The sequence below is a fragment of the Streptomyces sp. AC555_RSS877 genome (genome assembly GCF_019049245.1).
Classification (GTDB): Bacteria; Actinomycetota; Actinomycetes; order Streptomycetales; family Streptomycetaceae; genus Streptomyces.
Window position 1 is genome coordinate 38225 of the sequence record NZ_JAGMUK010000181.1, and the last position, 24737, is coordinate 62961.

Genomic DNA, 24737 nt, shown 5'->3' on the forward strand with positions numbered 1-24737 from the left:
CGCGCGCATGTTGAGCATTCTCCGGGCGGGGGTCGGCGGCGTCGGGGCCGTTGGCTGGACCGTGTTAGATATCTATCGTAATCTAAAGCGAGGCCGACGCTTTGGCCCCTGCCCATCCACCAGCCCAGAAATGAGATCCCCCCATGACCACGCAGAACAAGACCGCTGTCGTCACCGGTGCGTCCGCCGGCCTGGGTACCGCCTACGCGCAGCGGCTTGCCGACCGGGGCTACGACCTGATCCTGGTGGCCCGGAACACTGCGCGGCTGGAAACGCTGGCATCGGACATCCGCAGCCGCACGGGCCGTGCGGTGGACATCGTCTCCGCCGACCTCACCGATGCGGCGCAGCTCTCCGTGGTCGAGGAGCGTCTGCGGACCGACGAGAGCATCGAGATGCTGGTCAACAACGCCGGCGGTGCGCTGCTCACGCCGCTGTCAGGCTCCGACGCGGCGGCCTACGAGGCGCTGATCAACCTCAATGTGACCTCTCTGACCAGGCTGACCATCGCGGTCCTGCCGGGGCTGACGGCCCGCGGGCGCGGCACGGTGGTGAACATCTCCTCTGCCATGGCTCTCAACATCCTGCCCGTCAGCGCCGTCTACAGCGGCACCAAGAGCTACGTGCTGACGTTCACCCAGGCCCTGCAGCAGGAACTCGCCGAGAGCCCCGTCGTCGTGCAGGCCGTGCTGCCGGGCGCTGTCCGCACGGATCTCTGGGACGGCTCCGGTGTCGACCTCGCGACGTTGCCCGACGAGATCGTCATGAACGTGGACGACGCCGTCGACGCGGCGCTCGCCGGCCTCGACGCCGGGGAGCCCGTCACCATCTTGTCGCTGCCGGACATCAGCGACTGGGAGTCGTTCGAGAAGGCGCGTCAGGCGCTCGTGCCGAACCTGTCGCTGCGGGTTCCGGCCGATCGCTACCGCGGCTGACCACCGCTCGACTCCGGTGCGGAGTCCCTCTACGACAACGGCACGGCCGCCGCTGTCCACCACCGATGTGCCCTTGGCGTGGGGAGAGGCCGACGCACTCGCCGTCCTTCCCCCTGGACAGACAGCCGGGGCCCAGCACTGCGACGGCGATGTAGGCGGCAAGCCCGTCCGCACGATCAACTGCCCCACCACGCAGTCCGCCTTCCACTGATGGAGCGTCACCGGCCCATCCGACCGGTCACCGTGTACGCGCCACCCGCGGCAACCCGCCACCCACAGCTCCCACTTACCCCTTAATTGCGAGGAACATCAATGTCGAACGCCCTGTGGAACCCGATCGTCGCCGGGGAGATCTCCCTGCCGCACCGGCTGGCCATGGCCCCCATGACGCGGAACCGGTCCACCCCGGAAGGCATACCCACCGAGCTGAACGCCGAGTACTACACCCAGCGCGCCTCCCACGCCCTCATCATCACCGAGGGCACCCAGCCCAACGCCGACGGACAGGGCTACCTGCTCACCCCCGGCATCTACTCCGAGGAGCACATCGCCGGCTGGCGCAAGGTCACCGACGCCGTGCACAAGGCCGACGGACGCATCGTCATCCAGCTCATGCACGCCGGACGGATGTCCCACCCCGACAACACCCCCCACCACCGGCAGCCGGTCGCCCCCTCCCCGGTACAGCCGGCGGGTGAGATGTTCACCCTGTCCGGCCCCAAGGAAATGCCCGTACCGCGCGAACTGTCCACCGAAGAGGTCGCCGCCACGGTCGACGACTTCCGGCGCGCCGCCGCGGCCGCCATCGCGGCCGGCGCCGACGGCGTCGAGATCCACGGCGCCAACGGTTACCTCCCGCACCAGTTCCTCGCCACCAACACCAACCAGCGCACCGACCAGTACGGCGGCTCCATCGACAACCGCATCCGCTTCGCCGTCGAGATCGCCACCGCCGTGGCCGAGGAGATCGGCGCCGGCCGCACCGGCCTGCGGATCTCTCCCGGCAACCCGTTCAACGACATCGCGGAGAGCGACACCCACGAGCTGTACCCGGCACTCGTACGCGCCCTCGCCCCGCTCAACCTCGCCTACCTGCACATCGGCCACGGCGGCGACGACGAACTCCTGCACACCCTCCGCAAGCTGTGGCCGACCACCCTCGTCCTCAACCGGGCCGGCACCGACATCGCCACCCGCGCGAAGGACATCGAAGACGGCCTGGCCGACATCGTCACCGTCGGCGTGATGTCACTCGCCAACCCCGACCTGGTCGAGCGCGTGCACACCGGCGCGCCGCTGAACACCCCCGACCTCGCCACGTTCTACGGCGGCGGCGAGGCCGGCTACACCGACTACCCCACCCTCACCGCCTGACAAAGCCCGGCCATACCGGTCCTGGCGGGCCGGTATGCCCAGATGGCCCCGTGGAGGTGCCACGTGTCTGAGCGCGCTGCCGTTGAACTGAGCCTGGAAGCCGCCGCGTTCGCGGAATTTCTGGTCGCAGGGGCGAAGCCCCCGTCCGAGGTGGATGCGGCGTGATCTCGTCCCGGTCCGGCAGACGACGGTCGGGACGGCCGATCGCGACGGGGGCTTCAGCTATGCGCGCACAGCGCCACGCGACCGAGCCCACCGACTTCCGGGCCGCCGCGCTGCTGGGCCGGGAAGTCGACGGCTTCGTGCCGTCTCCGGACGTCGTCCAGACGCGACCTCCCACGTCTTCGCTCCTCGGCGCCGCAGTCCGCGGGGTCGATGGCTCATGTGCGGAGGCGGGCGCCTTTCCCCGGTCGGGCGGTGACTTCGCGGGGAGTGAGGGTGGTGTGTTCTGTGGAGCACTGGACGACGACGCGGACCGGGGCTTCGCAGTCGGTGTGGCGTATGTCCAGTGGGGGGCCGTCGGGGCCGAGGGTGTAGGTCTCGCCCCACTGGGTGAGTGCCATCAGGACGGGCCACAGGTCCCAGCCTTTGTGGGTCAGGCGGTATTCGTTGCGGGGGCGGCTGCCGGGTTCCTGGTAGGGAACGGTTTTCAGGATGCCGGCCGCGGTGAGCTTGCGGAGGCGGTCGCTGAGGACGGCTTCCGAGAGGCCGATGTGGCGGTGGAAGTCGTCGAAGCGGCGGACTCCGTTGACGGCGTCACGCAGGATCAGCAGTGTCCATTTCTCCCCGATCACGTCGAGCGTGCGCTGGACGGGGCAGTTCTCCGTACTCGTCTCGAGCCACTCCATCCCGCCATCGTAAGCGCCTGGCTTCGTCATTGACAGTCAGGTGCGCGAAAGTCTAGCTTCACTTGGAAAAGTCAGCGGGGAGTCAGAGGGAAGGGCGCTGGACCGTGGGGCGAACGCGTACGTATCAATGGGAAGATCCCGCGATCTCGGCGGAGGCCGCCGGACGCATGGCCGGCATCGATTTCCTGCGCGAGGTGCAGGCGGGGCGGCTGCCGAGGGCGCCGATCAGCTCCACCGTCGACTTCACGCTGGACGAGGTGGAGCCAGGCAGGGCGGTGTTCTCGCTGACGCCGGGGGAGGAGCACTACAACCCGATCGGCAGCGTCCACGGCGGTATTTTCGCCACTCTGCTCGACTCGGCGGCGGGCTGCGCCGTCCAGTCCACCCTCCCGCAGGGCGTGGCGTACACCTCGCTCGACCTGACGGTGAAGTTCCTGCGGCGGATCACCGTGGAGACGGGCACGGTGCGCGCCATCGGCACGGTCGTCAACCAGGGACGCCAGACCGCTCTCGCACAGGCCCAGTTGGTCGACGCGAAGGACCGACTGCTCGCCCACGCCACCAGCAGCTGCCTGCTCTTCCCTCTCCCCGCGTCCTGAACCGCGACGGGCATTTCACGCTCCCACCGGGCAGCGCTCCCGACCGCGACCGCGACCTCGGCTGACGGTCATACCACTGCTGGTACGCATCAATTCGCCCGGCCGAACGCGGCGAGCCGCGTTCCGTACGCTGCCGCAGCCTTCCTGGTAACCGTCGTACCTGACGTCCCTGGCGCGATCCGAAGGACTTCGTACCCATGAGCACCGGCATCGGCAGTGGCATCGCCCTCGTCGCCGCCGGGCGGCACAGGAGCGAGCAGGTCATCGTCTTGGCGATGAGCCTCGCCGCCATGATCGTGTCGATGATGCTGACGCTGGTCGTGCCGATCCTCAGCCTGATCCAGGACAGCCTGAACACCACCGCCGCCGGCGCCAGTTGGGTCACCACCGCCACCCTGCTGTCAGCCGCCGTCTTCACGCCCCTGCTCGGCCGCTTCGCGACCAGCACGGCAAGAAGCCCACCCTCGTCGGGGTACTGCTGGTGCTGATCGCCGGCACCCTCCTGGCAGCCACCACGCACTCCCTGCTGTGGCTGATCACCGGCAGGGTGCTGCAAGGCGCCGCCACCGCGATCTTCCCCCTCTCCCTGTCCATCCTGCGCGAAGAGATCCGCCCGCCGAAGCTCCCGGCGGCGCTGGCGATGACCAGTGGAGCCTTCGCCTTCGGCAGTGGCATCGCCCTCGTCGCCGCCGGTCTGCTCACAGCCGGCTCCCACCCCGACTACCGCAGCGTGTTCTGGCTGGCCACGGGTCTCGCCGTCATCGTCCTCATCGCTGTCCTCACCCTGGTGCCGGCCACCCGCCACACCACCGGTGGCCGAACCGACATCCTCGGCACCCTCACCCTCGCCGCGACTCTTGTGCTGCTTCTGCTGCCGATCACCCAGGGGCACGAGTGGGGCTGGTCCTCACTGCGTACGATCGGCTGCTTCTCCGGTGCCGTCGCCATGGGTGCCGTATGGGCGCTGGTCGAGCGGCAGGTGCCACAACCGCTGGTCGACATGCGGATGTTCGCCCACCGGCCGGTGCTCTTCGCCAATCTCGCCGGGCTCCTGGTCGGATACGGCACGTTCGTCTTCATCATCGGCGTGTCATACCTGGCCCAGATGCCGTCGAGGGTCGCGGGATACGGATTCGACGCGAGTGTGCTGCGCTCCTCGGTGGAGTACCTGCTGCCCAGCACCGTGGTGTCGCTGCTCGCCGCCCCGGTCGGCGGTCGGTTGGTCCGTCGGTACGGTCCGCGACTGGTCCTGGTGCTGGCTTCGGCGAGCGGCACGGCGGGCTTCGCCTGGTTGGCCCTGGACCACGGCCGCACCGCGTCGGTCATCACGGCGGGCGCGTTCGTGGGTGCTGCCATCAGTCTCGGTTACGCGGCCATGCCGGCGATCATCGTCGCTGCCGTGCCGCAGCGCGAGAGCGGCATAGCCAACGGCATCAACTCCATCTCCCGCTCCACCGGCAGCGCCATTGGCAGCGCCGTGATCACCACTGTGCTGGCCTCCAAGAGCGTCGGGCACGTCCCCGCCGGCTCCCCGGCGCTGCCCGCCGAATCGCAGTTCACCCTCAGCTTCGTTCTCGCCGGGGCGGCCTTCGCGCTGATAGCGCTGGTCGCCTGGTTCGGCCTGCGGCACATCCAGGTGGCGCAGCACCATGCCGACGACGTGGCAGCGGACCGGGATGCCGTGACCGAGTCCGAGGTGCCCAGGAGTATGTAGGAGGCCTGTCCGGAGGTTTGTACGGAGGCCTGGCGTGGCGGCGTCAGCAGGGCTCGTTTGACGCCGCCTCTTTCGTCGCTGCGGACGAGCCCCCCGGACAGCCGCGGGATACCGCCGGTCACCCCATCAGACGCAGCTCGTCCTCGAAGTCGACGCGCGCGAGGTCGGCGCGCGAGACGATGCCGAGCGTGGGGAACACGTTGGCCAGGTGATGACCCACCGTACGTGGACTGATCAGCAGCTGTGCCCCGATCTCCCGGTTGGTGAGTCCCTCCGCGGCCAGCCGTACCACTCTCAACTCCTGCGCCGTGAGGGTCGTTGAGGCATCCCGTGCCCGTGCCCGCGCGGAGTCCCGGCGCGGTTGCTGCCCGGTCAGTTCCTGTTCGGCCCTGGTGCGGGCGAGCAAGGGCGCCGCGTCGAGTCGCTGGAAGGTCTCCGCGGCTTCGGCCAGTTGTGTCCGGGCGTCGGCACGGCGGCGGGCCCGCCGCAGCCACTCGCCGTACAGCAGGCGCCAGCGGGCGTAGTTGAAGGGCCGAGAGGTGGCTCCGGGGACCTCCTGGGCAAGCCGGAACTGCTTTTCCGCATCCGCTCGGGATGCCAGCAGGGCGTGGACCAGGTGCGTCGCGGAGATCGCCCATGGTGCGTTCGTCCGTTCGGCCCACCGCCGCAACAACAGCGCCTGTTCCTCGGCCATCGGCCGCTGCCCGGCCTGGAGGGCGGCCTCGGCGGTGTCGGCCGCGGCGAGCACGGCGATGGTGGGGTGTGCCGCGTGGTGCCCGTGCTCGCTCAGCCGGACCAGGCGGTCCAGCGCCTCCTCGGCCCGGCCGGCGAAGAGCGCCGACATGCCGAGGTCCCACTCCGCGCAGGCGCTGAAGATGCGCACCCCACGCGGCACCCACTCGATGAACCGGGCGGCGACGTCCGCGACGGTCCGTTCATCGCCTCGCGCGGCGGCCAGCCATCCGAGAGTGGCGCGGCACTGCGCCGCCAAGTGGTCGTCGCCGGTGCCCTCGGCGACCTGGACACCTTCAAGGGCGTTCGCCTGGGCCGAGGTCCAGGAGCCTTGCGCGATGTCGAGCGCCACGGTCTGCGCCAGCGCCTGGGTCAGGGCAGTGACCTGGTCCGTGTGCCGCAGCATGTCGATTTCACGGCGGAGCGCACCCTGGAGGGCGGACTCGATGCCCCAGGCCACCGCCAGCGGGGCTGGTGGCATCAGGAGCCAGGAACTGCCGCTGAGCCGGGTGAGGATGTCAGCGCCGGGGCCACGACCTGGGTCGGGTCACCGGCGGCGCCGCCTCGTCCCTCCGTCCACCATTGGCGCAGCAACGGCAGGAGATCGGCGTTGGGGAAGTTCTCCTGCGGGAGGCGCCGCTGAAGCCGCTGGAGCGCCTCGCGCTGCAGTGCGCCCTGATTGGCCGCTCATGCCGCCCGCAGCGCCATGCTGCCGAGCCTGAAGGCCTGCCCGGGATCGGCCACCCGTTCCATGTCCCGGGTCAGGTGACGGCAGGCGGTTTCCAGATCGCCGTGCGCGAACTCGATCAGCCCGCGCAGCCCTTCGCTGAGGTCCGCGACCGTGGATGCGGAGGAGACCCCTTCGGCCCGGACTCGGCCGGTGGCACTCGTGACAGGTGCCTCATCGGGGGTCGGCAAGGAGACGGCCCGCGCCTTCGCCGCGGCGGGCTTCGAGGTGATCGGAACCGTCCGCAACACCGCGCGAGTCACCGCGCCCGCCGGGGTGACCTACCTCGACCTCGACGTCACCAGCGACGCATCGGTCGGCTCCCTGGTCAAGCAGGTGATCGACCGCTTCGGGCGCATCGACGTCCTGTTCAACAACGCCGGCGTCGGCGCCAACGGCGCCGCCGAGGAGTTCTCCGTCGCCCGGACGCACGAGGTCTTCGACGTCAACGTCTACGGCATCATGCGGATGACCAAGGCGGTTCTGCCGCACATGCGCACCCAACGCCGCGGACGCGTCATCAACGTTCCTCCCTCAGCGGGTTCGTCCCCAGCCCGTTCATGGCCATCTACACCTCCACCAAGCACGCGGTCGAGGGCTACTCCGAGTCGCTGGACCACGAGGTCCGCGAGCACGGCGCGCGGATCCTGCTCGTCGAGCCCGGCCCGATCAACACCCCCTTCGGCGACCACAGCGTCCAGGGCGACACCCCCATGCCGCTCTACGCGTCGCGACGGCGCACCTTCGGCGAGGTGCTGGCGAAGAACCTCAGTGGTGGCGACGAACCCGCCCTCGTGGCCAAGGTCATCGTCGCGGCCGCCACCGATCGGAACCCGAAACTACGACGCACCGCCGGCTCGACCGCCGCAAGCATCAGCGTGTTCCACCGCGTCCTCCCGACCCGGATCTTCGACCGCATCGTTCGCAAATTCAACCGGCTGCCCAACTGACGCTCACCTGGCCCGTTCTCATCCCGCCCCGAAGCCACGGCAGTCTTCGACGAGGTGATCGCGGACGCGGTGAAGGACGGCGGCGACCCGCAGCTGCGCTACCGCAGGCCCGCCGGCCTCACGCGTCACCACCGTGCACCGCCGCGTCTCGCCCGAACTCGACCTCATACCCACGGTGATCGGCTCCCCGACGTGCTCGCGTGATCGGGTTCGTCCGCCTCCAGGCCACTCCCGGAGACGGAAGTAGCTGGACGTCGGTCGCGCGTCTCGTGCTACCTGTTCCGGCTGGCCTGGATCGTGAACGCGACTGTCAAGCAGGCCGCGGCCGCGGCCATCGAGCCGAAGAAGATCCCGTCGAAGAGCAAGCTGTTCGCGCCCTCAACCGAGCCGTCCTCGCGCGTGCACGACTTCTCGAAGGGGAAACTGGCCGTGTGCAGGTCTCCGCAGCGATTCTGCAGGTCCTCGTTGAGCACGCTCGCCTTGACCCAGGACAGCGCCCATAGGAAGAGGAAGATGCCGGCGAAGGCACACACGGCGCCCCACAGCCGGTTCAGTTGGGCATCCCGAGTGCTGGTGGCCGTCACGCGTTGCAGCGTACCGCCACTGCCCATCCGGCAAAGCCCCGATCAATCGGCGTCGAAAACTACTGGAGGTTCGATGAGAGCACTCAGGGGCAAAGCGGTGTGCCGACAGAACTGAGGGGTGCCCTGCCAGGACGGGCCCGTGCTGTGGCGAAAGCCATGTGGTTTTCGCGTCGGCTCCAAAAGCAGGGAAGGCCGGGCGGCACTCGCTTGAGTATCTAAAAGTAAACTCAACTTCGGTTAGACTCTCTCCCATGGATGCGTGGATCGAAGTTGTTCAAGACGCCGGCATGGATCACCGACTCGACCGGGACACGTCCAACTGCTCGATCGCGCGGACTCTCGAGATCGTGGGCGAGAAGTGGACGATCCTGATCCTGCGTGAGGTCATGTACGGGTCATCCCGCTTCAGTGACTTCGAACGTGTCCTCGGCTGTCCTCGTAACCTTCTGGCGGCGCGGCTTCGGATGCTGGTGGAGGAAGGGATCCTGGCGACCGAGACGTACAAGGAGCCCGGTTCGCGGAGTCGGCCGAAGTACGTGATCACGCCCAAGGGCATGGATCTGGCGCCGGCCGTGATGGGGCTGTTGCAGTGGGGTGACCGTTACCGTGCCGACCCGGAGGGGCCGGCGGTACTGGCGCGACACCGCGAGTGCGGCGCGCCCGTCGATGTCGAGATTCGCTGCGAAAGCGGCCACCCGGTGCAGGCGAAGGACATCGAGAGCGTCCCCGGCCCAGCCTTTCGTATGAAGTCGCCCGAGTGAGCTGAGGGCTTTCGGCCAGCTCACTTGGGACCGGTCCATGAAGCGCAGTGCGCAGCGGTCCGCTCCGCAGACGCGTACGCGCCGTATGCCGGCGGAGAAGCAAGGCGACGCGACCGTTGGCCTGACCGTCCAAGAAGGTGGGGCCGCTTCAGGAAGGTGCATCCATGGGGCATCCGACAGTGACAACCGGAGCGACGCAGGTGGACGGGGTCCGTCTGCACTACCTCCGAGCCGGATCCGGGCCGCTGCTTGTCCTGCTCCACGGCTGGCCGCAGACTTCCGACTGCTGGCGGCCGGTACTGGCGGGTCTCGCCGCCGACTACACCGTTGTGGCGCCGGACCTGCGCGGATACGGCTTGAGCGACAAGCCCGCGACCGGGTACGACAAGCGGCGTATGGCCGCCGACATGGCAGGCCTCGTCGAGATGCTCGGCTTCGAGCGGGCCATGGTCGTGGGTCACGACCGCGGCGCCCGCGTGGGGCACCGCTGGGCGCTGGACCGCCCGGACCAGGTGGAGCGGCTGACCGTGCTCGACATCGTTCCCACCCGGGAGATGTTCCGCCGCCTGGACGCCTCGCTCGCCTCCGGGTACTGGCACTGGCTGTTCCACATGCAGCCCGATCTGCCCGAGCGCTTGGTGGGGCACGACATCCGGGGGTATCTCGAGTACTTCTTCGAGCGGTGGACCTACAACCGCCACGGTCTGACCCCCGAAGCGGTCGACGGCTATGTCCGCGCCTTCTCTCGCCCGGGTGCCCTGCGCGCGAGCTTCGACGACTACCGCGCCATGGAGCAGGACACCGCCCTCGATGACGTCGACGCCGCCGAGGGCCGCCGACTCACGATGCCGGTGCTGGCGCTGTGGGGTTCCGTGGGGCTGCCGTCCCGCCTGCCGACGCTGGAGATCTGGCGCGCGTACGCGGACGACGTCACCGGCGCCGAGATCCCTGAATGCGGCCACTTCATCCCGGAGGAGCAACCGGAGGCGCTGTTGGCCCGGCTGCGGGACTTCCTCCTGGCCGACGGGAGATGAAACCGCAGCCCCGCTGCCCGTAGCTGCCGTGCGGCCTCGCCGTTCGTCACCGCAACAGGTGAGGGATGCCCTCCCGAGCGCGGTCACCCCGTCGGCGCCCTGGTGTCCCCCTCGACCCCGTGTGAGTACGGTCATAATTTAAAAGGCGGTTGAGCCCTTGTTCGCGAGCCGGACCCTCCTGTATTGACGTATAATCGTAATTTAAAAAGTTCAGGGATGGAAGGGCATCCCATGAGGTCGCTGGTCTTGCCGAAGCCGGGGACGGCGGACGAAGCGCAGGGTGCGGAGCGGACTGAGGCCTATGCGGCCGCGGCACGACGTACCCAGGGCGCCCCCGGTCCGTTCGCCTCCCTCGCCCGGTTCGTCGTGCTCGGCGGCGGTGTCGGGGTCGCTTTCAGCGCTGCCGTGGTGGGGCTCGCCGGAGTGATGCCCTGGGCCGCGGCGAACGCTCTCATCACCGTCGCCTCCACTCTCCTCGGTACGGAGCTCCACGCAGCGCTTCACCTTCGGGGCAGGGCACGCCGGATGGCGCCAGCACTGGCAGTCCGCCGGATCGGCCACGGCCGCCTACGCGGTGACCTCCGTCGCGGTGCTCGTCCTGCACACGGTGCAGCCGTCGGCTGGAGCGCTCTGCGAGCAGGTCACCTACCTCGCCGCCGCCGGGCTCGCCGGCACCGGACGCTTCCTGGTCCTGCGCGTGTTCGTCTTCGCCGGTGGCCGGACCCGGACCACGGTGCGGTCCATGAGCCCGGTGCCGGCCCGGGAGGCGGGCGCGAAGGTGTCCCTGCTCTTCCCGGTTCCGGCGCTTTGATCGGAACGCCCGTCCAGCCCCCGGCCCGGCATTCCGGTTCCGTCCAGAGGCGCGTTTCGGCTCCAGTCGGCCGTTGCAGGCCGCCTGGAGCCGTCCGTGTGCGGTTCCGTGTGAGACGGGCAGGGCTCGTCACGTAGGGGAGAGGGGCCTACTGGACGAGCTCCCAGTCCTGCGAGCCGTCCGCGACCGCGTTCTGCAAGGTCAGCTGCGCCCCGGCGGACGCACCCGTCAAGTACAGACTCGTGTTCTTGACCGACTGCAGTTTGTAGAACCCGTCGTCGGTCTTGACGAGGTTCCAGCTGCCCGTGGTGCTGTTGTCCACCCACTGGCCGATCTTCTGGCCGACGGTCGCGTTCCCGGTCCAGATGGCCGCCGCCCGCCCGCCCGACTTGTTCAACAGCGTCTTGCCACCGTTGAGCTCGGTCACCACGTGCCAGAACTGGGTGTCCGCGTTCGCCGCCGAGCCGGGGGCCTCCAGACGGACGTCGGGAACGTCGCCGTTGCCGAGGTTCGCGTCGTTGGTGTTGTTCCCGGTGCCGATCACCTGGTCGGTCTTGCGGTTCACGAGCTGGTAGTAGGGACCGTCCGAGTGGCCCAGATCGACCTCGGCGAACTTGAGCGTCGAGGTGCCCTGGTTGTTGAGTATCGAGATGCGGCCGGTGCCCTCGACGTACTGCAGGTTGCGGCTGTAGCCGCCCTGCGAGGTCGTCTGGTACTCCTTCCAGACTCCGTCGCTGCGTCCGCTCTCGTTGACCCAGACGTTGCCGCTGCCCGCGGCGTTGTAGACCAGGCGCCCGCCGGGAAGCCTGATGATGACGGGACTGCCGCCCATCGCGAGAGGACGGGAGCCTGTGGCGACCGGCAACGAGGCGACGGAATCGCCCGTGGGGGAGCCGGTGAAGAACTTCAGCGGGTCGTCGGCGATCCGGAATCTGGTGTTGGCTCCGCCGGCCCAGTACTCGTAGGGGAGGAGCCACTTGCCGTCAGTCGTGCGGACGACGTTCGTCATGCCGGGCCGGCCGCCGCCGATCTCCTTCTTGCCGCCGCCCATGTCCTGGGTCAGGCCCGCGATGTCGACGACGGGATTGCTCCAGTTCGCGCTGCGGCCGTCCCAGGTCTTGTGGACGAGGATCTGGCCCAGCGAGTCCTTGGCGGTGTCGTTCGCGGGGTCGAGAGTCGGGACGCCGGTGTTCGCGTCGAAGCCGAGGTAGTCGTTCTCGTCGGAGTAGTAGCAGACGAGCTTGCCCTTGTGGACCATCAGGTACGGCTCCCAGAGGGGATCCACCTGCTTGTTCGTGTTCGCGACCGCGATGTTCTGGCCGACCGCGCCCGCGCTGCCGCCCTGCCAGCCGCCTGTCGCGACGACGTTCAGGACCTTCCACGTCGCACCGTCGTCGGTGCTGGAATACAGGGCGATCGCCAGGTCCTTGCGGTCACCGTCGTTGGACGGGATCCAGTTCGGGTCGGCTGCCTTGTGCTCCTTGTAGTAGTAGTCGTCGCCCGACACGACACTCGCGAGGAGCAGCGTGCCCTGCTTCAGGTCCCCGACGTCCTGCGGAAGCGTGTACAGGTACGGGTTGGTCCAGTTGCTCGTGTACTTCGCGTACTTGGGATCGGTGGAGAGGTATGCCGGAGCCTTGACCTCGGACAGCGGCTGCCACGTCGTTCCGTGGTCGTCGCTCTTGTAGACCGGGAGGGTCTGCCTGTCGGCGCTGCCCGTCGCCGTCACGACGGTGGACTTCTCGAACGACGCGACCAGACGCCCGCTCGGCAGCTGCGCCGACTTGGGGTAGATCGCGCAGTTGCCCCGCCCCTTCAGACACGGGTCACTGCCGAGCTGGTACAGGGTCCCGCCCGTCGGGTCGTACGCCAGTGCACCGGACGCGGGTACGGCCAGCAACGCAGATGTTGCGGCGAAGGTGCCCAGCGTTCTCGCCAGTCTTCTTCTCTGCATTCTTCCTCCTTCTGGGGATGACCACGGTGATGCTCAGGTCCTTCGGCCACCGGCGCGGTGACCTGCTCTGTGGGTCCGCGCGGCAGCCTGCTCAGGTAGCCGGACGGGCGGGGATCGGAGTGCGGACAGCGGTTCAGGTGCTCAGCCGGTGCGGAGCGCTCTCCGGCCCGGTCAGGAGGGAATGCCTGCCGCCGGGTCCGGGGTGGTGTCGGCTGAGACGAGTACGCGTACATCCCATGGGCCCAGGGCCAGGGCAGTGCCGGCCGGTACGGGCTCGTCGTTCAGGGCGTCGGACAGGTCCACCGGGCTCTGGGCACGAGCGGGCTCCCAGCTCCAGTTGTGCACGATGTGGACGCGGCGTCCGTCGGGTGAGGTGCCGGTCGTCGCGGTCACGGATGCCGGGAGGTCCTGCCATCCGCTGCGCGTGGCCGGAGCCATCCAGGCGGCCAGTGTCCGGGCGAGTTCGCGGCCGGGGACGGTGCCGACGCAGGTGACGCGGCCGGCTCCGTGGCGGCGGGTGGTGACGGCCGGCCAGCGCCCGAGGTGCGGGTGAACGTACGAGGCCAGCACGTCCGCGTCGACAACCGTGAGCCCTTCGGCCCAGTGCGTCGCCGTCGCGTCCGCGGGCACCTCGAGCGGGCCGCCGGGTACGCCACGGACCGGGACGTCGTGGGTGAGGTTGCTGAACTCGTCGTAGTGGACGCCCGCGGCCTGGGCGAGACGCCCGGGGGCCGGTTCGTGCCGGGCGCGGGCCTCATGGTCGGCGTATGCGGTGCGCGGGCCGAGCACGAGGTGGCCGCCCGCTTCCGCGTAGGCCGCGAGCCAGTCGACCGTGGCGTCGTCGACGAGGTACAGGGCCGGGGCGACGAGCACCGGATGGCGTCGCACGGCCTCCTCGGGTGTCATCCCCTCCCGCTCCCCGCTCGGGTCGTGCAACTGCCGGGCATGGACGATGCGCACCTGGCGGCCGGCGTCGAACGCGCCGCGGTAGAACGGGTCGAAGATGCGGTGGTAGGCGGCGGGGTCCGGTTCGCCGCCGGGCGTCGCGAGGGGTGGGTACTTCTGCATGAGCCACTTGCTGGGCATCGAGTAGACCATCGTGATGTCGGCATCCGGCTCGAGGCCGGCGACGAGCGGGCCCGCCTTGTCGAACTCGGCTCCCAGACGCGCCACTTCGGCGTAGGTGCGGCCGGGTCGGCCGCTGTGCGGGAGCACGCCGCCCCAGTAGGTCTCCGCTCCGAAGCGCAGCGTCTGCCACTGCCAGTACTCGATCATCCGGGCGCCGCGTGCGACGTGCGCCCACGCGGTCTGCCGCCACTGGCCGTCGTATCCGGGGCGGTTGTCCCAGGGGAAGCCGATGGAGTTCGCGTTGGTCTCGGTGACCAGGAACGGTGCCTGGCGGGAGGAGAACATCCAGTCGGCGGTCTGGTACATCGACCACACCCCGGTGGTCTTCCACTTCTGTTCGTGCCCGTCGGGGGTCGGGTCGGGCAGCAGCAAGCCGTCCTGCATGTCGTAGTACGGGTTGCCGGAGGCGATGTCGAGGCGGTCGGACATCTCGTCGTCCTCCACCCCCTGGCGGGTGTAGGAGATGCAGGTGGTGACGAACTGCTCGGACTGGGCGTACTCACGGACGATGTCCGCCTGCCAGCCGATGAACTCGGTGACCTGGCGGGCCTGGAACGCCCGCCAGGCCACGTCGTACTGCGGCTGGGCGTTGCCGTCCGGAGTCCACAGGTCGGCCCAGTTCGACAGGCGGTGCGACCAGTAGACCAGGCCCCATTCACGGTTGAGGGTCTCGACGTCGCCGTACTTCTCGCGCAGGTGGTCCACGAAACGCTGGAAGACCCCGCGGTTGTGCAGGAGGTGCAGGCCAGGCTCGTTGTCCACCTGCCATCCGATGACCGCCGGGTGATCGGCGTACCGGGCCACCATCTTGCGGATCACCCGCTCGGCGTGGAACCGGAACGCGGGGTGGGTGAAGTCGATCTCCTGGCGGGCGCCCCAGCCGAGACGCTGCCCGGTGGCGTTCTCGGCGGTGATCTCGGGGTACTGGCGGACCAGCCACGGCGGGGCGGCGTACGTCGGTGTGCCGATGATGACGGAGATGCCGCGTTCGTGGGCGCCGTCGAGGACCGGCTGGAGCCAGTCGAGGTCGAACCGGCCGTTCTCCGGCTCCCAGGTCGACCAGACGGACTCGCCGACCCGGATCACGGTGAAGTTCGCTTCGACCATCAGGTCGAGGTCGGTCTTCAGCTGTTCGTCGGGCTGCAGGTCGGGATCATAGCCGGGCGTGTACTCGTGGTAGTACGCGGCGCCGAAGAGGACGCGGTCGGGCAGAACCGCCATGAGGGGAACCTCCGAAGAGTCGAGGGGGGAATGGCCCGTGTGCCGGCGGTGGTGCCGGTGGGACGTCACTGCTTGACGCCGCCGGTGGCCAGACCGCTCTGCCAGTACCGCTGCAGGAGCAGGAAGGCGACGACGAGCGGGATGATGGAGATGAGAGAGCCGGTCACGACGAGCGCGAGCATGTTGCTGTCCGCACCGGCCCCGCCGCCCACGGCCTGGGACGCCCAGGAGGAGAGTCCGACCGTGACGGGATACAGCCGCGGGTCATTGAGCATGATCAGCGGCAGGAAGTAGTTGTTCCAGGTCGCGACGAGGGTGAAGAGCACGACGGTCACCAGGCCGGGGGCCAAGAGCCGCAGCGCGATCGTGACGAAGATCCGCAGCTCACCGGCTCCGTCGATGCGCGCGGCCTCCAGGAGGCTGTCCGGTACGGCGTCCTGGGCGTAGATGCGCATGAGGTAGAGGCCGAACGGGCTGACGAGCGAGGGCAGCACGATGGCCCAGGGGGTGTTGACCAGGTCCACCTTCGCGAAGAGCAGGTAGGTCGGGATGGCCAGGGCGGTGGTCGGGACCATGATGGCGCCGAGCACCATGGCGAAGGCGGCGTTGTTGCCCCAGAACCGGTACTTGGCGAACCCGTAGCCGGCGGCGGCCGCCAGGAGCGCGGCGCCGAGCGCACTGCCGACGGAGTAGAGGACCGTGTTGAGCAGCCAGTGCAGGAAGACCCCGTCGTCGTGGGTCAGGGTCTCCTGGATGTTCTCGAGCAGCTGCGGTGAGCGTGAGAGCCACAGACCGAAGCTGGTGAACAGGTCCTGGGTGCTCTTGGTCGAGGCGATCAGCAGCCAGAACAGCGGCAGAAGGAAGTACGCCAGGACGGCCAGCATGACGATGGTGAGCGGCGTGCTGCGGCGCCGGGCGGGCCGTCGAGGCCGCCGGTGAGCCGTGCGGGGCGCTCCGGTCGCGGTGGTGTTCGTCGCCGCCCGGGGCGTCGCCGGGGGAGTCGTGGTCGTCATGAGGTCCTCCTGCGGTTCGCGGTGAACAGGACGGCGTAGGAGAAGATCACGATGAACAGCCCGAGGAGGAAGGACACCGCGGCCGCGTAGTTGACCTGCTGGCCGGTGAAGGCGAGGGAGTAGGCGTAGAGGTTCGCGGTGTACGAGCTGTCGATGACGTCGGGCGCGATGGCCTGCAGCAGCTTCGGTTCGTTGAACAGCTGGAAGCTGCCGATCACGGAGAACAGCAGGGTGAGCATGAGCGCCGGGCGCAGAGCGGGGAGCTTGATGGACCAGGCGGTCCGCCAGGCGCCGGCACCGTCCATCGCGGCGGCCTCGTACAGCTCCTGGGGGATGGTCCGCAGGGCCGCGTACAGGATGATCATGTTGTAGCCGACGAACTCCCATGTCACGACGTTCGCCAGGCTTGCGAGCATCCATCCGTCGCTCAGGAAGTGGGGGACCGGCAGGTCGAACTTCTCACTCAGCTGGGCGAACGGCCCGAAGTCCGGCCCGTAGAGGTAGCCCCACATGAGGGTGGCGACCACGCTCGGGACGGCGTAGGGGACGAAGATGCCCAGGCGGATCACCCGTGCGAGGTGCAGCAGGCCGCTGTCGAGCGCGAGCGCGAAGAACAGTGCCAGCAGCAGCATCAGCGGGACCTGGATCACGAAGAACGTCGCGACCCGCAGGACCCCTTCCCTGAGGAGTGGGTCGTTCAGGGCCGTCACGTAGTTGTCCAGCCCGACGAACGCCGTCCCGCCTATGAGCCTCTCCTGGAACAGGCTGAGGTAGGCGGCGTAGCCGAGCGGAGTGAGGAACATCAGCAGGAACAGCACCATGAACGGTGCGACGAACAGGGGACCCGCCGCACCGTGGCGCAGGCCACCGAGCCGGTGACGCTTCGGCCCCGCGCGGCGCGGGTCCTCGGTGGAGGCCGCGGTAGTGGCAGTCATCATCGGGCCTTTCTGTGGGAAGGGGGACCGGCCGGGTGCGGGTCCCGTGCCCTTGCCGGGGAGCGTCGGAGCACGGGACCCGCCGGACCTCACGGAGTCTGAACGGTGAAGCCCTGGGTCTTGGCGTAGGTGGTCAGCCGCGTCTGCCACGCGTCGAGCGCGGCGACGGAGTCCTGCTTCTTGGCGAGGGACCTTCCGACCGTCTCAGTCCAGTCGGTGACGGCCTGGTCGAGGAACGGCGGCCACTGGAAGTCGGGCCTGACCGTCTCGCCGATCTCGGCGAACAGCTGGTTGACCTTCTGGCCGCCGAAGAAGGTTGACTCGGCACCGACGAACACGGGGTCCGCGAGCAGTTGCTTCGTTGCCGGGAAGAACGACTGCTTGGTGTTGAACAGCTTCGTGCTTTCCGGGTCGCTGTTGAGGAACTGGGCGAACACCGCCGCCGCGATCGGGTTCTTGGTCACCTTCATGACCGCGCTGGTCGAGCCGCCCCAGTTGCCCGAGGTCGGCTTGGCAGGGTCCCACTGCGGCAAGGGGGCCGCCCGCCACTTGCCGGCGGTGGACTTGGCCGAGCCGGAGAGGAACACAGGCCCCCAGGCAGCGGTGATCCACGTGGCGTACTTGCCCTTGTTGAGCGCGGAGAACCAGGCGTCGGTGAAGTCCGGATCGACGCTGATGGCACCCTCCTGAGCCAGTCCGCCCCAGTAGGCCGCGAGCTTCTTGGAGATCTGGTCGTTGACGTCGATGGAGACGTTGCCCTTGCCGGAGGTCGCGTAGGGCTCGGCACCCGCCTGCCACAGCAGGCCGTGCCAGGCTGCGGCCTCGTTCGCGGCCAGGTTGGTCATGTAGACGTCCGGGTCGGCCTTGTGCAGCTTGCGCGCGGCGGCGGCGAAGTCGTCCCAGGTCTTCGGCGGTTCGATGCCGTGCTCGTCGAAGATGTCCGCGCGGTACAGCATGCCCAGCGGACCGGTGTCCTGCGGGATCGCCCAGACTTCGCCCTTGGGGCCGCTGACCTGTCCCCACGTCCAGTTGACGAACGTGTCCTTCAGCTCGGACGCGCCGTACGGGCTCAGGTCCAGAAGACTGTCGGTGATCGTGAACGTCGGAATCGCCTGGTATTCGATCTGGGCTACGTCCGGAGCGCCCTTGCCGGCCTTGATCGCCGTGCGCAGCTTCGTGTAGTGCTGCACGCCCTGGCCCGCGTTGACGACCTTGACCTTGATGGCCGGGTACTTCTTCTCGAAGAGCGCGACCTCCTGCTCGATGTCCGGGACCCACGTCCAGAACGTCAGCTCGGTGGGAGTCTTCATCGCCTTGTCGATGTCGGCCTGGGCGGCCGGCTTGTCGGAGGAGGCGGAGGCGCCGTCGTCGCTGCCGCCGCAGGCGGAGAGCGCGGCACCCAGTGACACCGCTCCCGCGGCGGTGAGGAAGAGCCGGCGGCTCATCTGAGAGCGGCTGGGGGTGGAGCTGAATGTGTCCATGGTGAACTCCCGCCAATGGCTGAGGGAATGGCACGCCGGGCGAGGGCGTGCGGAACGAGGGTGACGAGGGAGAAGGGGTGCTCGAACGTGCCGGCCAGGACATGGAGGTCGGCATGGCCCGGGTGTACGCCGTCGCGGACTTCGCCCGGCGGGCGTTCCGCCTGCTGAGGAGGTGGAATCCGTGGCCGGGAAGAACGGGGTGGTGGACGAGACCGTTGCGGCGGGACTACTCAGTGGTTGCTGTGTGAAGGGGAGCAGACGCGTCGCCGCGTGACGGGGTGACCGCGAACTGCGGGAGCGTGGTCGGTGAAGAGACCGTGTGAGCACGGACCGGTACGGCGGCTCGCCTCGCGATCACGTGTCCGGCGGTGAAGACCGCTGCTTGGGCTGATCTGCCCTGGTCAGTCATGCGTGGCTGTACCTCCGTTCAGAGGCGGACTGTGCCGGCCCCCACCCGAACGAGAGGCGGTACGCCGACCACGATCCGGGGTCATCCGGGTCGGTGGGGGAGCGGTCGAGGCGCGGACCACGAGGTCGACCGGTGGATCGCTCGTCGGCAGGAGGTCCGCCTGCGGGTTCTCGATGGTGTGCAGGAGGCGTTTGAGTCCTTCTTGCGCCACGGCGTCGAAGGGCTGGCGAACCGTGGTGAGGGGAGGAGTCACATAGGCGGCGACGGGGATGTCGTCGAAACCGACCACGCTGACGTCCTCCGGCACGCGTCGGCCGGCTTCCGCCAGTGCGCGGATGAGACCGATCGCCATGTCGTCGTTGGCTGCGAACACCGCGGTCAGATCGTCGTCGCAGGCCAGTTCGCGGCCCGCCGCGTAGCCGGACGCCGCCGACCAGTCGCCCTCGACGACGGGCGGTACCGCCCTGCCGTGCGCGGTGAGCGCCGCCCGCCAGCCCTCCAGCCGGTCCCGGGCGGCATACCACCGCTGCGGACCGGCAAGGTGGTGGACGGTACGGTGCCCCAGGTCCAGCAGGTGCTCGGTGGCCGTGCGCGCCATCAGATCGGCGCCGACGCCGGCGGCCAACGCCCTCGGCGCGGGAAACGGCGGCGCACCGAGGACGAGCACCGGCACGTCGAGGCGGGCCGCCAGGTCTCCGTCGTACCCGTCGTCGATGGGCTCGGAGATGACGATGCCGTCCACGCCCTGATCGAGGAGCGAGTCCACGGCGCCGGCGACTCCCGACGGGTCGCCTTCCACCGTGTTGACCACACGGAGGGCGTATCCCATGTCCCGTACGGCGCGCTCAACTCCCATGATCAGCGAGGCGGGCCCGTACAGGGCGGTGCCCAGCGTCACGACGCCGATGGATCGTGTACGCCCAGAGGCCAGCGCCCGGGCGGCGTTGTTCAACCGGTAGCCGAGTTCCTCGGCGGCCTCCAGGACGCGTCGGCGTACCTCGGCGGAGACGTACGGTTCGTCGTTGAAGACCCGGGACACCGTCTTCTGCGAGACGCCGGCGAGCAGGGCCACGTCCACACTGCGCGGGGCGCCGGTATTCCCGCCCTTTCTTGCCCCTCGCGTCATGGTGTCTCCCGATCGTGAGTCCCCGCGCAACGCTGTCCGTCCGTGTATCTGACTGCGCTGCCATGTCTCTGACTGCGCTGCCATGTCTACGCAGTCATGAGGCGTCCGTCAAGAGTTCGGAACACATCCGTAATCTCGTGCCACGGAAGGGCAGGGCAGGATCCGGCCGCCTCAGGGAGCAGCGTTTCCCGGGCGGTCGCGCCGGTTACGTGAAGTCACATCGTAATTCTGCGATACTTCGATATGTTGGTTGGGATGTGATCGAGGGCCTACACGAGGAGTTGTTCCATGGGCGGCATTGATGGTCTGGATCTCGGGACGTTCGGGCTCTACACCTTCGACTTCGAAGTCCAGTCGGCGGTCCGGATTCGGGAGTCGGTCCAGGAACTCGAGGAGCAGGGGTGGCGGGCGCTGTGGGTCCCCGAGACCCTCGGGCGTGAGGCCGTCTCGCTCGCCGGCTACCTGCTCGCCAGCACCGAGCGAATGCACGTCATCAACGGCATCGCACGGATCTGGTCGCGCGGGGCCGTGTACGCGTACGGCGCGGGCCTTCTCCTGGCCGACGCCTACCCGGACCGACACGTGCTCGGCCTGGGATTCAGCGACGGGAACGGTCCGGGGATCAAGCCCCTGGCGGCCATGGCCGCCTATCTCGACGAGCTGGACGCGCACGAGACGGCGACGCCCAACCCCGCCCCGAAGGCTCCGGTGCGCCGCATCCTGGCCGCGTACGGACCCAAGATGCTCGAGCTGGCCCGCGACCGCTCTGCCGGTGCCCAGACCTACCACGTCAACGTGGCACACACCGAGCAGGCGCGGAAGATCCTCGGGCCGGAGGCCTTCCTCGCAGTCGAACACCCGGTGCTGTTCGAGTCCGACCCCGGCAAGGCCCGCGCGATCGCGCGCGAACACCTGCTCCGCTATCTGAACTCCAGGTACAACCGTGCGAAGTTCCTCCGGCTGGGCTACTCGGAGGAGGAGATCACGGGCGCGAGCGACCGCATCGTCGACGACCTCGTGTTCTGGGGCGATCTCGACACGATCGTCGAGAAGCTCCACGCGCATGTCGAGGCCGGCGCCGATCACGTCACGGTGCAAGTGATCGGGATCGCGACGGGCGAATCCGCGATGCCGTACTGGCGCATGCTCGGTGAGGCGCTCCTGCCCCGGGGTACCAACGCCTGATCTGCGGGTGGGTGCACAGGAGCCACGCCCGTGAGAAGGCGCGGCACCTGTCACCCGGTGAGACCGGCCGGCGTGCGATCGCCGGTATCGGAATTTTCCGAATCATCGATATGGGGCTCTACCCTGGGTGCATGGCGGACACTGCGACCACACCGGACCCCGACCTGGTCGACGCGTTCCGGGCGCTGTCGAACCCCATGCGATTGCAGATGCTGCTGTGGTTGCGGGAGCCCGAACGCCACTTTCCAAGAGAGAGAATGATCGCCGACCCGGTCGAAGTGGGAGTGTGCGTGAGCCATCTCCAGGCCAAGACGGGGCTGGCCCAGTCGACGGTTTCGGCGTACATGGCGGAGTTGCAGCGAGCGGGTCTGGTGCGGTCGACGCGTGTGGGCAAGTGGACCCACTACAAGCGCGATGAGCAGCGCATCGCCGAGCTGGTCGCCACGCTGGGGCGGACACTCTAGGGCCTCCCCAGGGCGGCAGACCACCGAAGCCCGCCTACGAACGAGGCTTCCCCGGCGGGTGCCGACCGCGCGGATCACACGGCTGTTCAGCCCGCTTGGGTGGCGGTGAACTGCAGAGCCGGGTCTTCCACCGGGTCGGTACGCCATCGGGCCCGGTCGAGCGCGTAGTTCTGGTCCACCGTCCACGGGCCGTGGGAGCCCTGCTGAGGGAACAGGTTCATGGCGCGGTTGATGTAGGCCGTGTCCATGTCGAGGAACGTTCGCCCGGTGAGCGTCGGGTCGGCGACCGGGGTGACGGTGGCGTAGCCGTGGCCTTCCATGGGGGCGAGCAGCCGGCACAGGTGTCGGAGACCAGGTCGACCTTGAGCGTCCACGCGTTGGCGGTGTAGCCGAGCGTCAACGCGAAGTTGGGCACGCCGCTGACCATCATGGACTTGCAGCCGTTCGGCACGGGGCGTACCTACCGGCGGACCAGGCCATCTGCTCGGCAGGCGGTGCGATGATCATTGGGGTTGATCACGAGCCGCCGGCGGTCGCCGCGTGGGCTGCCCTCAGCGAGGCCTTGTCGATCTTTCCGACCGCGTTCTTCGCTATGGCTTCCACCACGAAGAACGAGGTGGGCCGCTTGTAGCCGGTGAGGCTGCGCGCGCACCGCGTTCTCAGCGAGGCCGGATCGACGGTCACGCCCGGTCGTGGCTGGACGTAGGCGACGACCGTCTCTCCCCACTTCTCGTCCGGTACGCCGATCACCGCGACCTCCAGCACGGACGGATCGCCCGCCAGCACGTCCTCGATCTCCTTGGGGTAGATGTTCTCACCGCCTCGGATGATCATGTCCTTCGATCGCCCTACCAGGGTCAGATAACCCTCGGCGTCGAGGTGGCCCACATCGCCCGTGTGCAACCAGCCGTCGACGATGACCCGGGCTGTTTCGTCCGGTCGGCCGAGATAGCCGCGCATGACGTTGGGGCCCCTGACGATGACCTCACCGTCCGTGCCCGGGGCCGCCTCGGCACCTTCGGCGTCGACGATCCGGATCTCCTGGCCGGGGAAGGGAAGCCCCACGGTGCCGGCGCGTCGCGGGCCCGCGACGGGATTGATGGTGGAGCCGCAGGTTCCCTCGGACAGGCCGTACCCCTCCACGAGGGGGAACCCGTACCGGGCCTCGAACCGGGTGAGCAGCTCGGCGGAGGCGGGGGCGGCGCCGCAGACTCCGAACCTGACCGACGAGGTGTCGGGCATGACGTCGTCCGGGAGCGCGGCGAGCATGCTGTAGATCGTCGGCACGGCGCTGAAGAAGGTGGGGCGCTCCTGTTCGACGAGGTCGAAGAAGCTGTGCGGATTGAACCGGCGGCCCGCGATGACGACGCTCGCGCCCACGAGCAGAGGCAGCAGGACGCTGACCACGATGCCGTTGACGTGGAAGAGCGGCAGGATCAGCAGGCACCGGTCGGCCGGCCCGACCTCCAACGCCTGGCGCCCCATCTCCACCATGGCGTCGATGTTGGCGTGGTCGAGCATCACGCCCTTGGGCACCCCGGTCGTACCGCTGGTGTAGATGAGCAGGGCCAGCGTGCCCGGGTTCAGAAGCGGCGCCTGATCCGGCTCCACTGGTCCGTCGTACAGTTCGCCGATGCGGAGTACGGCAACACCGTCCGTCACCACGGCCGCACCGTCCTCGACCACCAGCAGGCGCGCATCGGAGTCCTGGAGCTGTCGAACCACTTCGACGTCGGTCATGTTCGGGTTGACCGGCGTGACGGTGGCGCCGAGCCGCCAGGCGGCGAACAGCAGGACGACGAACTCGACGCGGTTCGTCAGCTTGAGGGCGACCACGTCACCGGGGCCGACTCCGAGGTCCTGGAGCTGACGCGCTGCCGTTCGGACCCGGTCCAGCAGCTGCGTGTTGGTGAGGGACTGGTGCCCGTCGGAGACCGCGGCCCCGTGAGGGGCGAGCTCGGCGCGGAGGTCGGGCAGAGAGGCGAAATTCATGGCGGGCGTACCTGTCTCCGTGTGATGCGGTCCGGTCAGGGAGTCGATGCGGCGGGTGCCGGGTGCAGTTGGCGGGCGAGGAACTCGATCTGGTCGCGTACCAGTTCCTCGAAGGTCTCGCCGGTGTAGAAGTCGAAGTGGCCGGCGTCGTACCTCTTGATCTCTCCCTTGGGTGCGGTGCCCGCGTACCGGAGGGTCTGGGCGGGAGGCGTGACGGAGTCGGTGTTGCTGACGCAGAAGAGGATCGGCATGGTGACCTTCTTCGCCGCACGCCCGGGTCGGTAGGCGGCGATGGTCGGGATCACCCGTGCCGCCACCTCGTTGCGGAACGTCGTGCCGGGCGGTTGCAGCGCCTGGTATCCGGGCAGGGCGTCCGGAGCGTTCATGAGGGCCGGTGAACCGGGGGCGGCGGCGATGGGAACCATCACGGGCGCCTGGCCGCGGACCCTGGTCGCCAGATCCCGGGCGAGCACGGGGGTCATCCGGAGGGAGGCGAGCGGGCCCAGCGCGAGCGCGGAGGCGAGACCGTCGGTGAACGGGCACTGGGCCACGGCCGCGCGCAGTTCGGGGTGGCGGGAGGCGACGGTGATGGCGTGGCCGCCGCCGAAGGAGCTGCCCCATAGGGCGATGCGTGTGCGGTCGACGTCCGTGCGAGCCTTGACGTAGGTGAGGGCGGCGTCCCAGTCGGTGAGCTGACGTTTGATCGACAGGAGTTGGCGAGGGTGGCCGCCGCTGTCGCCGAAGTGCCGGTAGGTGAAGG

The 24737-nt window shown here is 68.8% G+C and carries 22 protein-coding genes and 2 pseudogenes; 11 read left to right on the forward strand and 13 right to left on the reverse strand.

The window, feature by feature from the left end:
- The first annotated feature begins 143 nt into the window (after positions 1-143).
- Together KUM49_RS38665 and KUM49_RS38670 are read left to right on the forward strand one after the other, a co-directional pair.
- Positions 144-935, forward strand: coding sequence for an SDR family oxidoreductase (locus KUM49_RS38665; RefSeq protein WP_217241630.1), 792 nt, complete (start codon positions 144-146; stop codon positions 933-935).
- A gap of 312 nt (positions 936-1247) precedes the next feature.
- Positions 1248-2309: an alkene reductase gene (locus KUM49_RS38670; RefSeq protein ID WP_217241631.1), complete on the forward strand. Its 1062-nt coding sequence runs from the start codon at positions 1248-1250 to the stop codon at positions 2307-2309.
- A gap of 380 nt (positions 2310-2689) precedes the next feature.
- Here the strand turns inward: KUM49_RS38670 and KUM49_RS38675 are convergent, their stop codons facing one another.
- Positions 2690-3157, reverse strand: a complete 468-nt coding sequence (locus tag KUM49_RS38675) for a helix-turn-helix domain-containing protein (RefSeq protein ID WP_217241632.1) — start codon at positions 3155-3157, stop codon at positions 2690-2692.
- 104 nt (positions 3158-3261) lie between these two features.
- On the opposite strand from KUM49_RS38675, the gene KUM49_RS38680 reads away from it, so the two are divergent.
- The 3 genes from KUM49_RS38680 (at position 3262) to KUM49_RS38685 (ending at position 5470) form a co-directional block, all read left to right on the forward strand.
- A complete protein-coding gene (locus tag KUM49_RS38680) occupies positions 3262-3756 on the forward strand; it encodes a PaaI family thioesterase (protein ID WP_217241633.1) in 495 nt (164 codons plus the stop codon).
- 197 nt (positions 3757-3953) lie between these two features.
- On the forward strand, positions 3954-4244 hold the full coding sequence (locus KUM49_RS50445; protein ID WP_308406948.1) for a hypothetical protein: 291 nt from the start codon (positions 3954-3956) through the stop codon (positions 4242-4244).
- Positions 4238-5470, forward strand: coding sequence for an MFS transporter (locus tag KUM49_RS38685; RefSeq protein ID WP_308406949.1), 1233 nt, complete (start codon positions 4238-4240; stop codon positions 5468-5470). The genes KUM49_RS50445 and KUM49_RS38685 overlap by 7 nt, the downstream gene beginning before the upstream one ends.
- 118 nt (positions 5471-5588) lie before the next feature.
- Here KUM49_RS38685 and KUM49_RS38690 read toward each other — a convergent pair whose 3' ends face one another.
- Complete coding sequence (locus KUM49_RS38690; protein WP_217241634.1) at positions 5589-6683, reverse strand: helix-turn-helix transcriptional regulator; 1095 nt, start codon at positions 6681-6683, stop codon at positions 5589-5591.
- 206 nt (positions 6684-6889) lie between these two features.
- Complete coding sequence (locus tag KUM49_RS38695) at positions 6890-7120, reverse strand: hypothetical protein (RefSeq protein WP_217241733.1); 231 nt, start codon at positions 7118-7120, stop codon at positions 6890-6892.
- On the opposite strand from KUM49_RS38695, the pseudogene KUM49_RS38700 reads away from it, so the two are divergent.
- A pseudogene (locus KUM49_RS38700) lies at positions 7083-7879 on the forward strand (oxidoreductase). The gene KUM49_RS38695 and the pseudogene KUM49_RS38700 sit on opposite strands and share 38 nt — an antisense overlap.
- 272 nt (positions 7880-8151) lie before the next feature.
- Here KUM49_RS38700 and KUM49_RS38705 read toward each other — a convergent pair.
- Positions 8152-8463 carry a hypothetical protein gene (locus tag KUM49_RS38705; protein ID WP_217241635.1) on the reverse strand — a complete coding sequence of 104 codons (312 nt, stop codon included), beginning with the start codon at positions 8461-8463 and terminating at the stop codon, positions 8152-8154.
- A 287-nt stretch (positions 8464-8750) separates the two neighbouring features.
- Between KUM49_RS38705 and KUM49_RS38710 the strand changes: the two genes are divergently transcribed.
- The 3 genes and pseudogenes from KUM49_RS38710 to KUM49_RS38720 all read left to right on the forward strand — a co-directional run bounded on the left by KUM49_RS38710 (position 8751) and on the right by KUM49_RS38720 (position 11069).
- Positions 8751-9224 carry a helix-turn-helix domain-containing protein gene (locus tag KUM49_RS38710; protein ID WP_217241720.1) on the forward strand — a complete coding sequence of 158 codons (474 nt, stop codon included), beginning with the start codon at positions 8751-8753 and terminating at the stop codon, positions 9222-9224.
- A gap of 164 nt (positions 9225-9388) precedes the next feature.
- Positions 9389-10258 carry an alpha/beta fold hydrolase gene (locus KUM49_RS38715; protein WP_217241636.1) on the forward strand — a complete coding sequence of 290 codons (870 nt, stop codon included), beginning with the start codon at positions 9389-9391 and terminating at the stop codon, positions 10256-10258.
- Positions 10259-10489: 231 nt separating this feature from the next.
- A pseudogene (locus KUM49_RS38720) lies at positions 10490-11069 on the forward strand (hypothetical protein).
- A gap of 148 nt (positions 11070-11217) precedes the next feature.
- Here the strand turns inward: KUM49_RS38720 and KUM49_RS38725 are convergent.
- The 6 genes from KUM49_RS38725 to KUM49_RS38750 form a co-directional block, all read right to left on the reverse strand.
- Positions 11218-13023: an RICIN domain-containing protein gene (locus KUM49_RS38725; protein WP_217241637.1), complete on the reverse strand. Its 1806-nt coding sequence runs from the start codon at positions 13021-13023 to the stop codon at positions 11218-11220.
- A gap of 171 nt (positions 13024-13194) precedes the next feature.
- On the reverse strand, positions 13195-15372 hold the full coding sequence (locus KUM49_RS38730; RefSeq protein WP_217241638.1) for a beta-galactosidase: 2178 nt from the start codon (positions 15370-15372) through the stop codon (positions 13195-13197).
- 65 nt (positions 15373-15437) lie between these two features.
- Positions 15438-16385, reverse strand: a complete 948-nt coding sequence (locus KUM49_RS38735) for a carbohydrate ABC transporter permease (protein ID WP_217241639.1) — start codon at positions 16383-16385, stop codon at positions 15438-15440.
- On the reverse strand, positions 16382-17320 hold the full coding sequence (locus KUM49_RS38740; RefSeq protein WP_217241721.1) for a carbohydrate ABC transporter permease: 939 nt from the start codon (positions 17318-17320) through the stop codon (positions 16382-16384). The genes KUM49_RS38735 and KUM49_RS38740 overlap by 4 nt, the downstream gene beginning before the upstream one ends.
- An 89-nt stretch (positions 17321-17409) precedes the next feature.
- Positions 17410-18801 (reverse strand): ABC transporter substrate-binding protein, encoded by a 1392-nt coding sequence (locus tag KUM49_RS38745; RefSeq protein ID WP_217241640.1) that lies wholly within the window; start codon positions 18799-18801, stop codon positions 17410-17412.
- Positions 18802-19202: 401 nt separating this feature from the next.
- The gene (locus KUM49_RS38750; RefSeq protein ID WP_217241641.1) at positions 19203-20336 is read right to left on the reverse strand and encodes a LacI family DNA-binding transcriptional regulator; all 1134 of its coding nucleotides are present in this window, start codon (positions 20334-20336) and stop codon (positions 19203-19205) included.
- Between the two features lie 288 nt (positions 20337-20624).
- Between KUM49_RS38750 and KUM49_RS38755 the strand changes: the two genes are divergently transcribed.
- Positions 20625-21521, forward strand: coding sequence for a TIGR03620 family F420-dependent LLM class oxidoreductase (locus KUM49_RS38755; RefSeq protein ID WP_217241642.1), 897 nt, complete (start codon positions 20625-20627; stop codon positions 21519-21521).
- A gap of 131 nt (positions 21522-21652) precedes the next feature.
- On the forward strand, positions 21653-21985 hold the full coding sequence (locus KUM49_RS38760; protein ID WP_217241643.1) for a helix-turn-helix transcriptional regulator: 333 nt from the start codon (positions 21653-21655) through the stop codon (positions 21983-21985).
- 86 nt (positions 21986-22071) lie between these two features.
- Here the strand turns inward: KUM49_RS38760 and KUM49_RS38765 are convergent, their stop codons facing one another.
- From KUM49_RS38765 to KUM49_RS38775, 3 genes are all read right to left on the reverse strand, one after another.
- Complete coding sequence (locus tag KUM49_RS38765; RefSeq protein ID WP_217241644.1) at positions 22072-22305, reverse strand: hypothetical protein; 234 nt, start codon at positions 22303-22305, stop codon at positions 22072-22074.
- Positions 22306-22501: 196 nt separating this feature from the next.
- On the reverse strand, positions 22502-23977 hold the full coding sequence (locus KUM49_RS38770) for a class I adenylate-forming enzyme family protein (protein ID WP_217241645.1): 1476 nt from the start codon (positions 23975-23977) through the stop codon (positions 22502-22504).
- Between the two features lie 35 nt (positions 23978-24012).
- A partial coding sequence (locus KUM49_RS38775) for an alpha/beta hydrolase (protein ID WP_254402440.1) occupies positions 24013-24737 on the reverse strand: 725 nt, incomplete at its 5' end.

What these genes read in the sequence shown, in the direction of transcription:
- KUM49_RS38665 (WP_217241630.1), top strand. Translation starts at nt 144, where the DNA reads ATGACCACGCAGAACAAGACCGCTGTCGTCACCGGTGCGTCCGCCGGC.
- KUM49_RS38735 (WP_217241639.1), bottom strand. Translation starts at nt 16,385, where the DNA reads ATGACGACCACGACTCCCCCGGCGACGCCCCGGGCGGCGACGAACACC.
- KUM49_RS38725 (WP_217241637.1), bottom strand. Translation starts at nt 13,023, where the DNA reads ATGCAGAGAAGAAGACTGGCGAGAACGCTGGGCACCTTCGCCGCAACA.
- KUM49_RS38715 (WP_217241636.1), top strand. Translation starts at nt 9,389, where the DNA reads ATGGGGCATCCGACAGTGACAACCGGAGCGACGCAGGTGGACGGGGTC.
- KUM49_RS38765 (WP_217241644.1), bottom strand. Translation starts at nt 22,305, where the DNA reads ATGGAAGGCCACGGCTACGCCACCGTCACCCCGGTCGCCGACCCGACG.
- KUM49_RS38670 (WP_217241631.1), top strand. Translation starts at nt 1,248, where the DNA reads ATGTCGAACGCCCTGTGGAACCCGATCGTCGCCGGGGAGATCTCCCTG.
- KUM49_RS38755 (WP_217241642.1), top strand. Translation starts at nt 20,625, where the DNA reads ATGGGCGGCATTGATGGTCTGGATCTCGGGACGTTCGGGCTCTACACC.
- KUM49_RS38690 (WP_217241634.1), bottom strand. Translation starts at nt 6,683, where the DNA reads ATGCCACCAGCCCCGCTGGCGGTGGCCTGGGGCATCGAGTCCGCCCTC.
- KUM49_RS38710 (WP_217241720.1), top strand. Translation starts at nt 8,751, where the DNA reads ATGGATCACCGACTCGACCGGGACACGTCCAACTGCTCGATCGCGCGG.
- KUM49_RS38760 (WP_217241643.1), top strand. Translation starts at nt 21,653, where the DNA reads ATGGCGGACACTGCGACCACACCGGACCCCGACCTGGTCGACGCGTTC.
- KUM49_RS38750 (WP_217241641.1), bottom strand. Translation starts at nt 20,336, where the DNA reads ATGACGCGAGGGGCAAGAAAGGGCGGGAATACCGGCGCCCCGCGCAGT.
- KUM49_RS50445 (WP_308406948.1), top strand. Translation starts at nt 3,954, where the DNA reads ATGAGCACCGGCATCGGCAGTGGCATCGCCCTCGTCGCCGCCGGGCGG.
- KUM49_RS38740 (WP_217241721.1), bottom strand. Translation starts at nt 17,320, where the DNA reads ATGACTGCCACTACCGCGGCCTCCACCGAGGACCCGCGCCGCGCGGGG.
- KUM49_RS38730 (WP_217241638.1), bottom strand. Translation starts at nt 15,372, where the DNA reads ATGGCGGTTCTGCCCGACCGCGTCCTCTTCGGCGCCGCGTACTACCAC.
- KUM49_RS38745 (WP_217241640.1), bottom strand. Translation starts at nt 18,801, where the DNA reads ATGGACACATTCAGCTCCACCCCCAGCCGCTCTCAGATGAGCCGCCGG.
- KUM49_RS38675 (WP_217241632.1), bottom strand. Translation starts at nt 3,157, where the DNA reads ATGGAGTGGCTCGAGACGAGTACGGAGAACTGCCCCGTCCAGCGCACG.
- KUM49_RS38770 (WP_217241645.1), bottom strand. Translation starts at nt 23,977, where the DNA reads ATGAATTTCGCCTCTCTGCCCGACCTCCGCGCCGAGCTCGCCCCTCAC.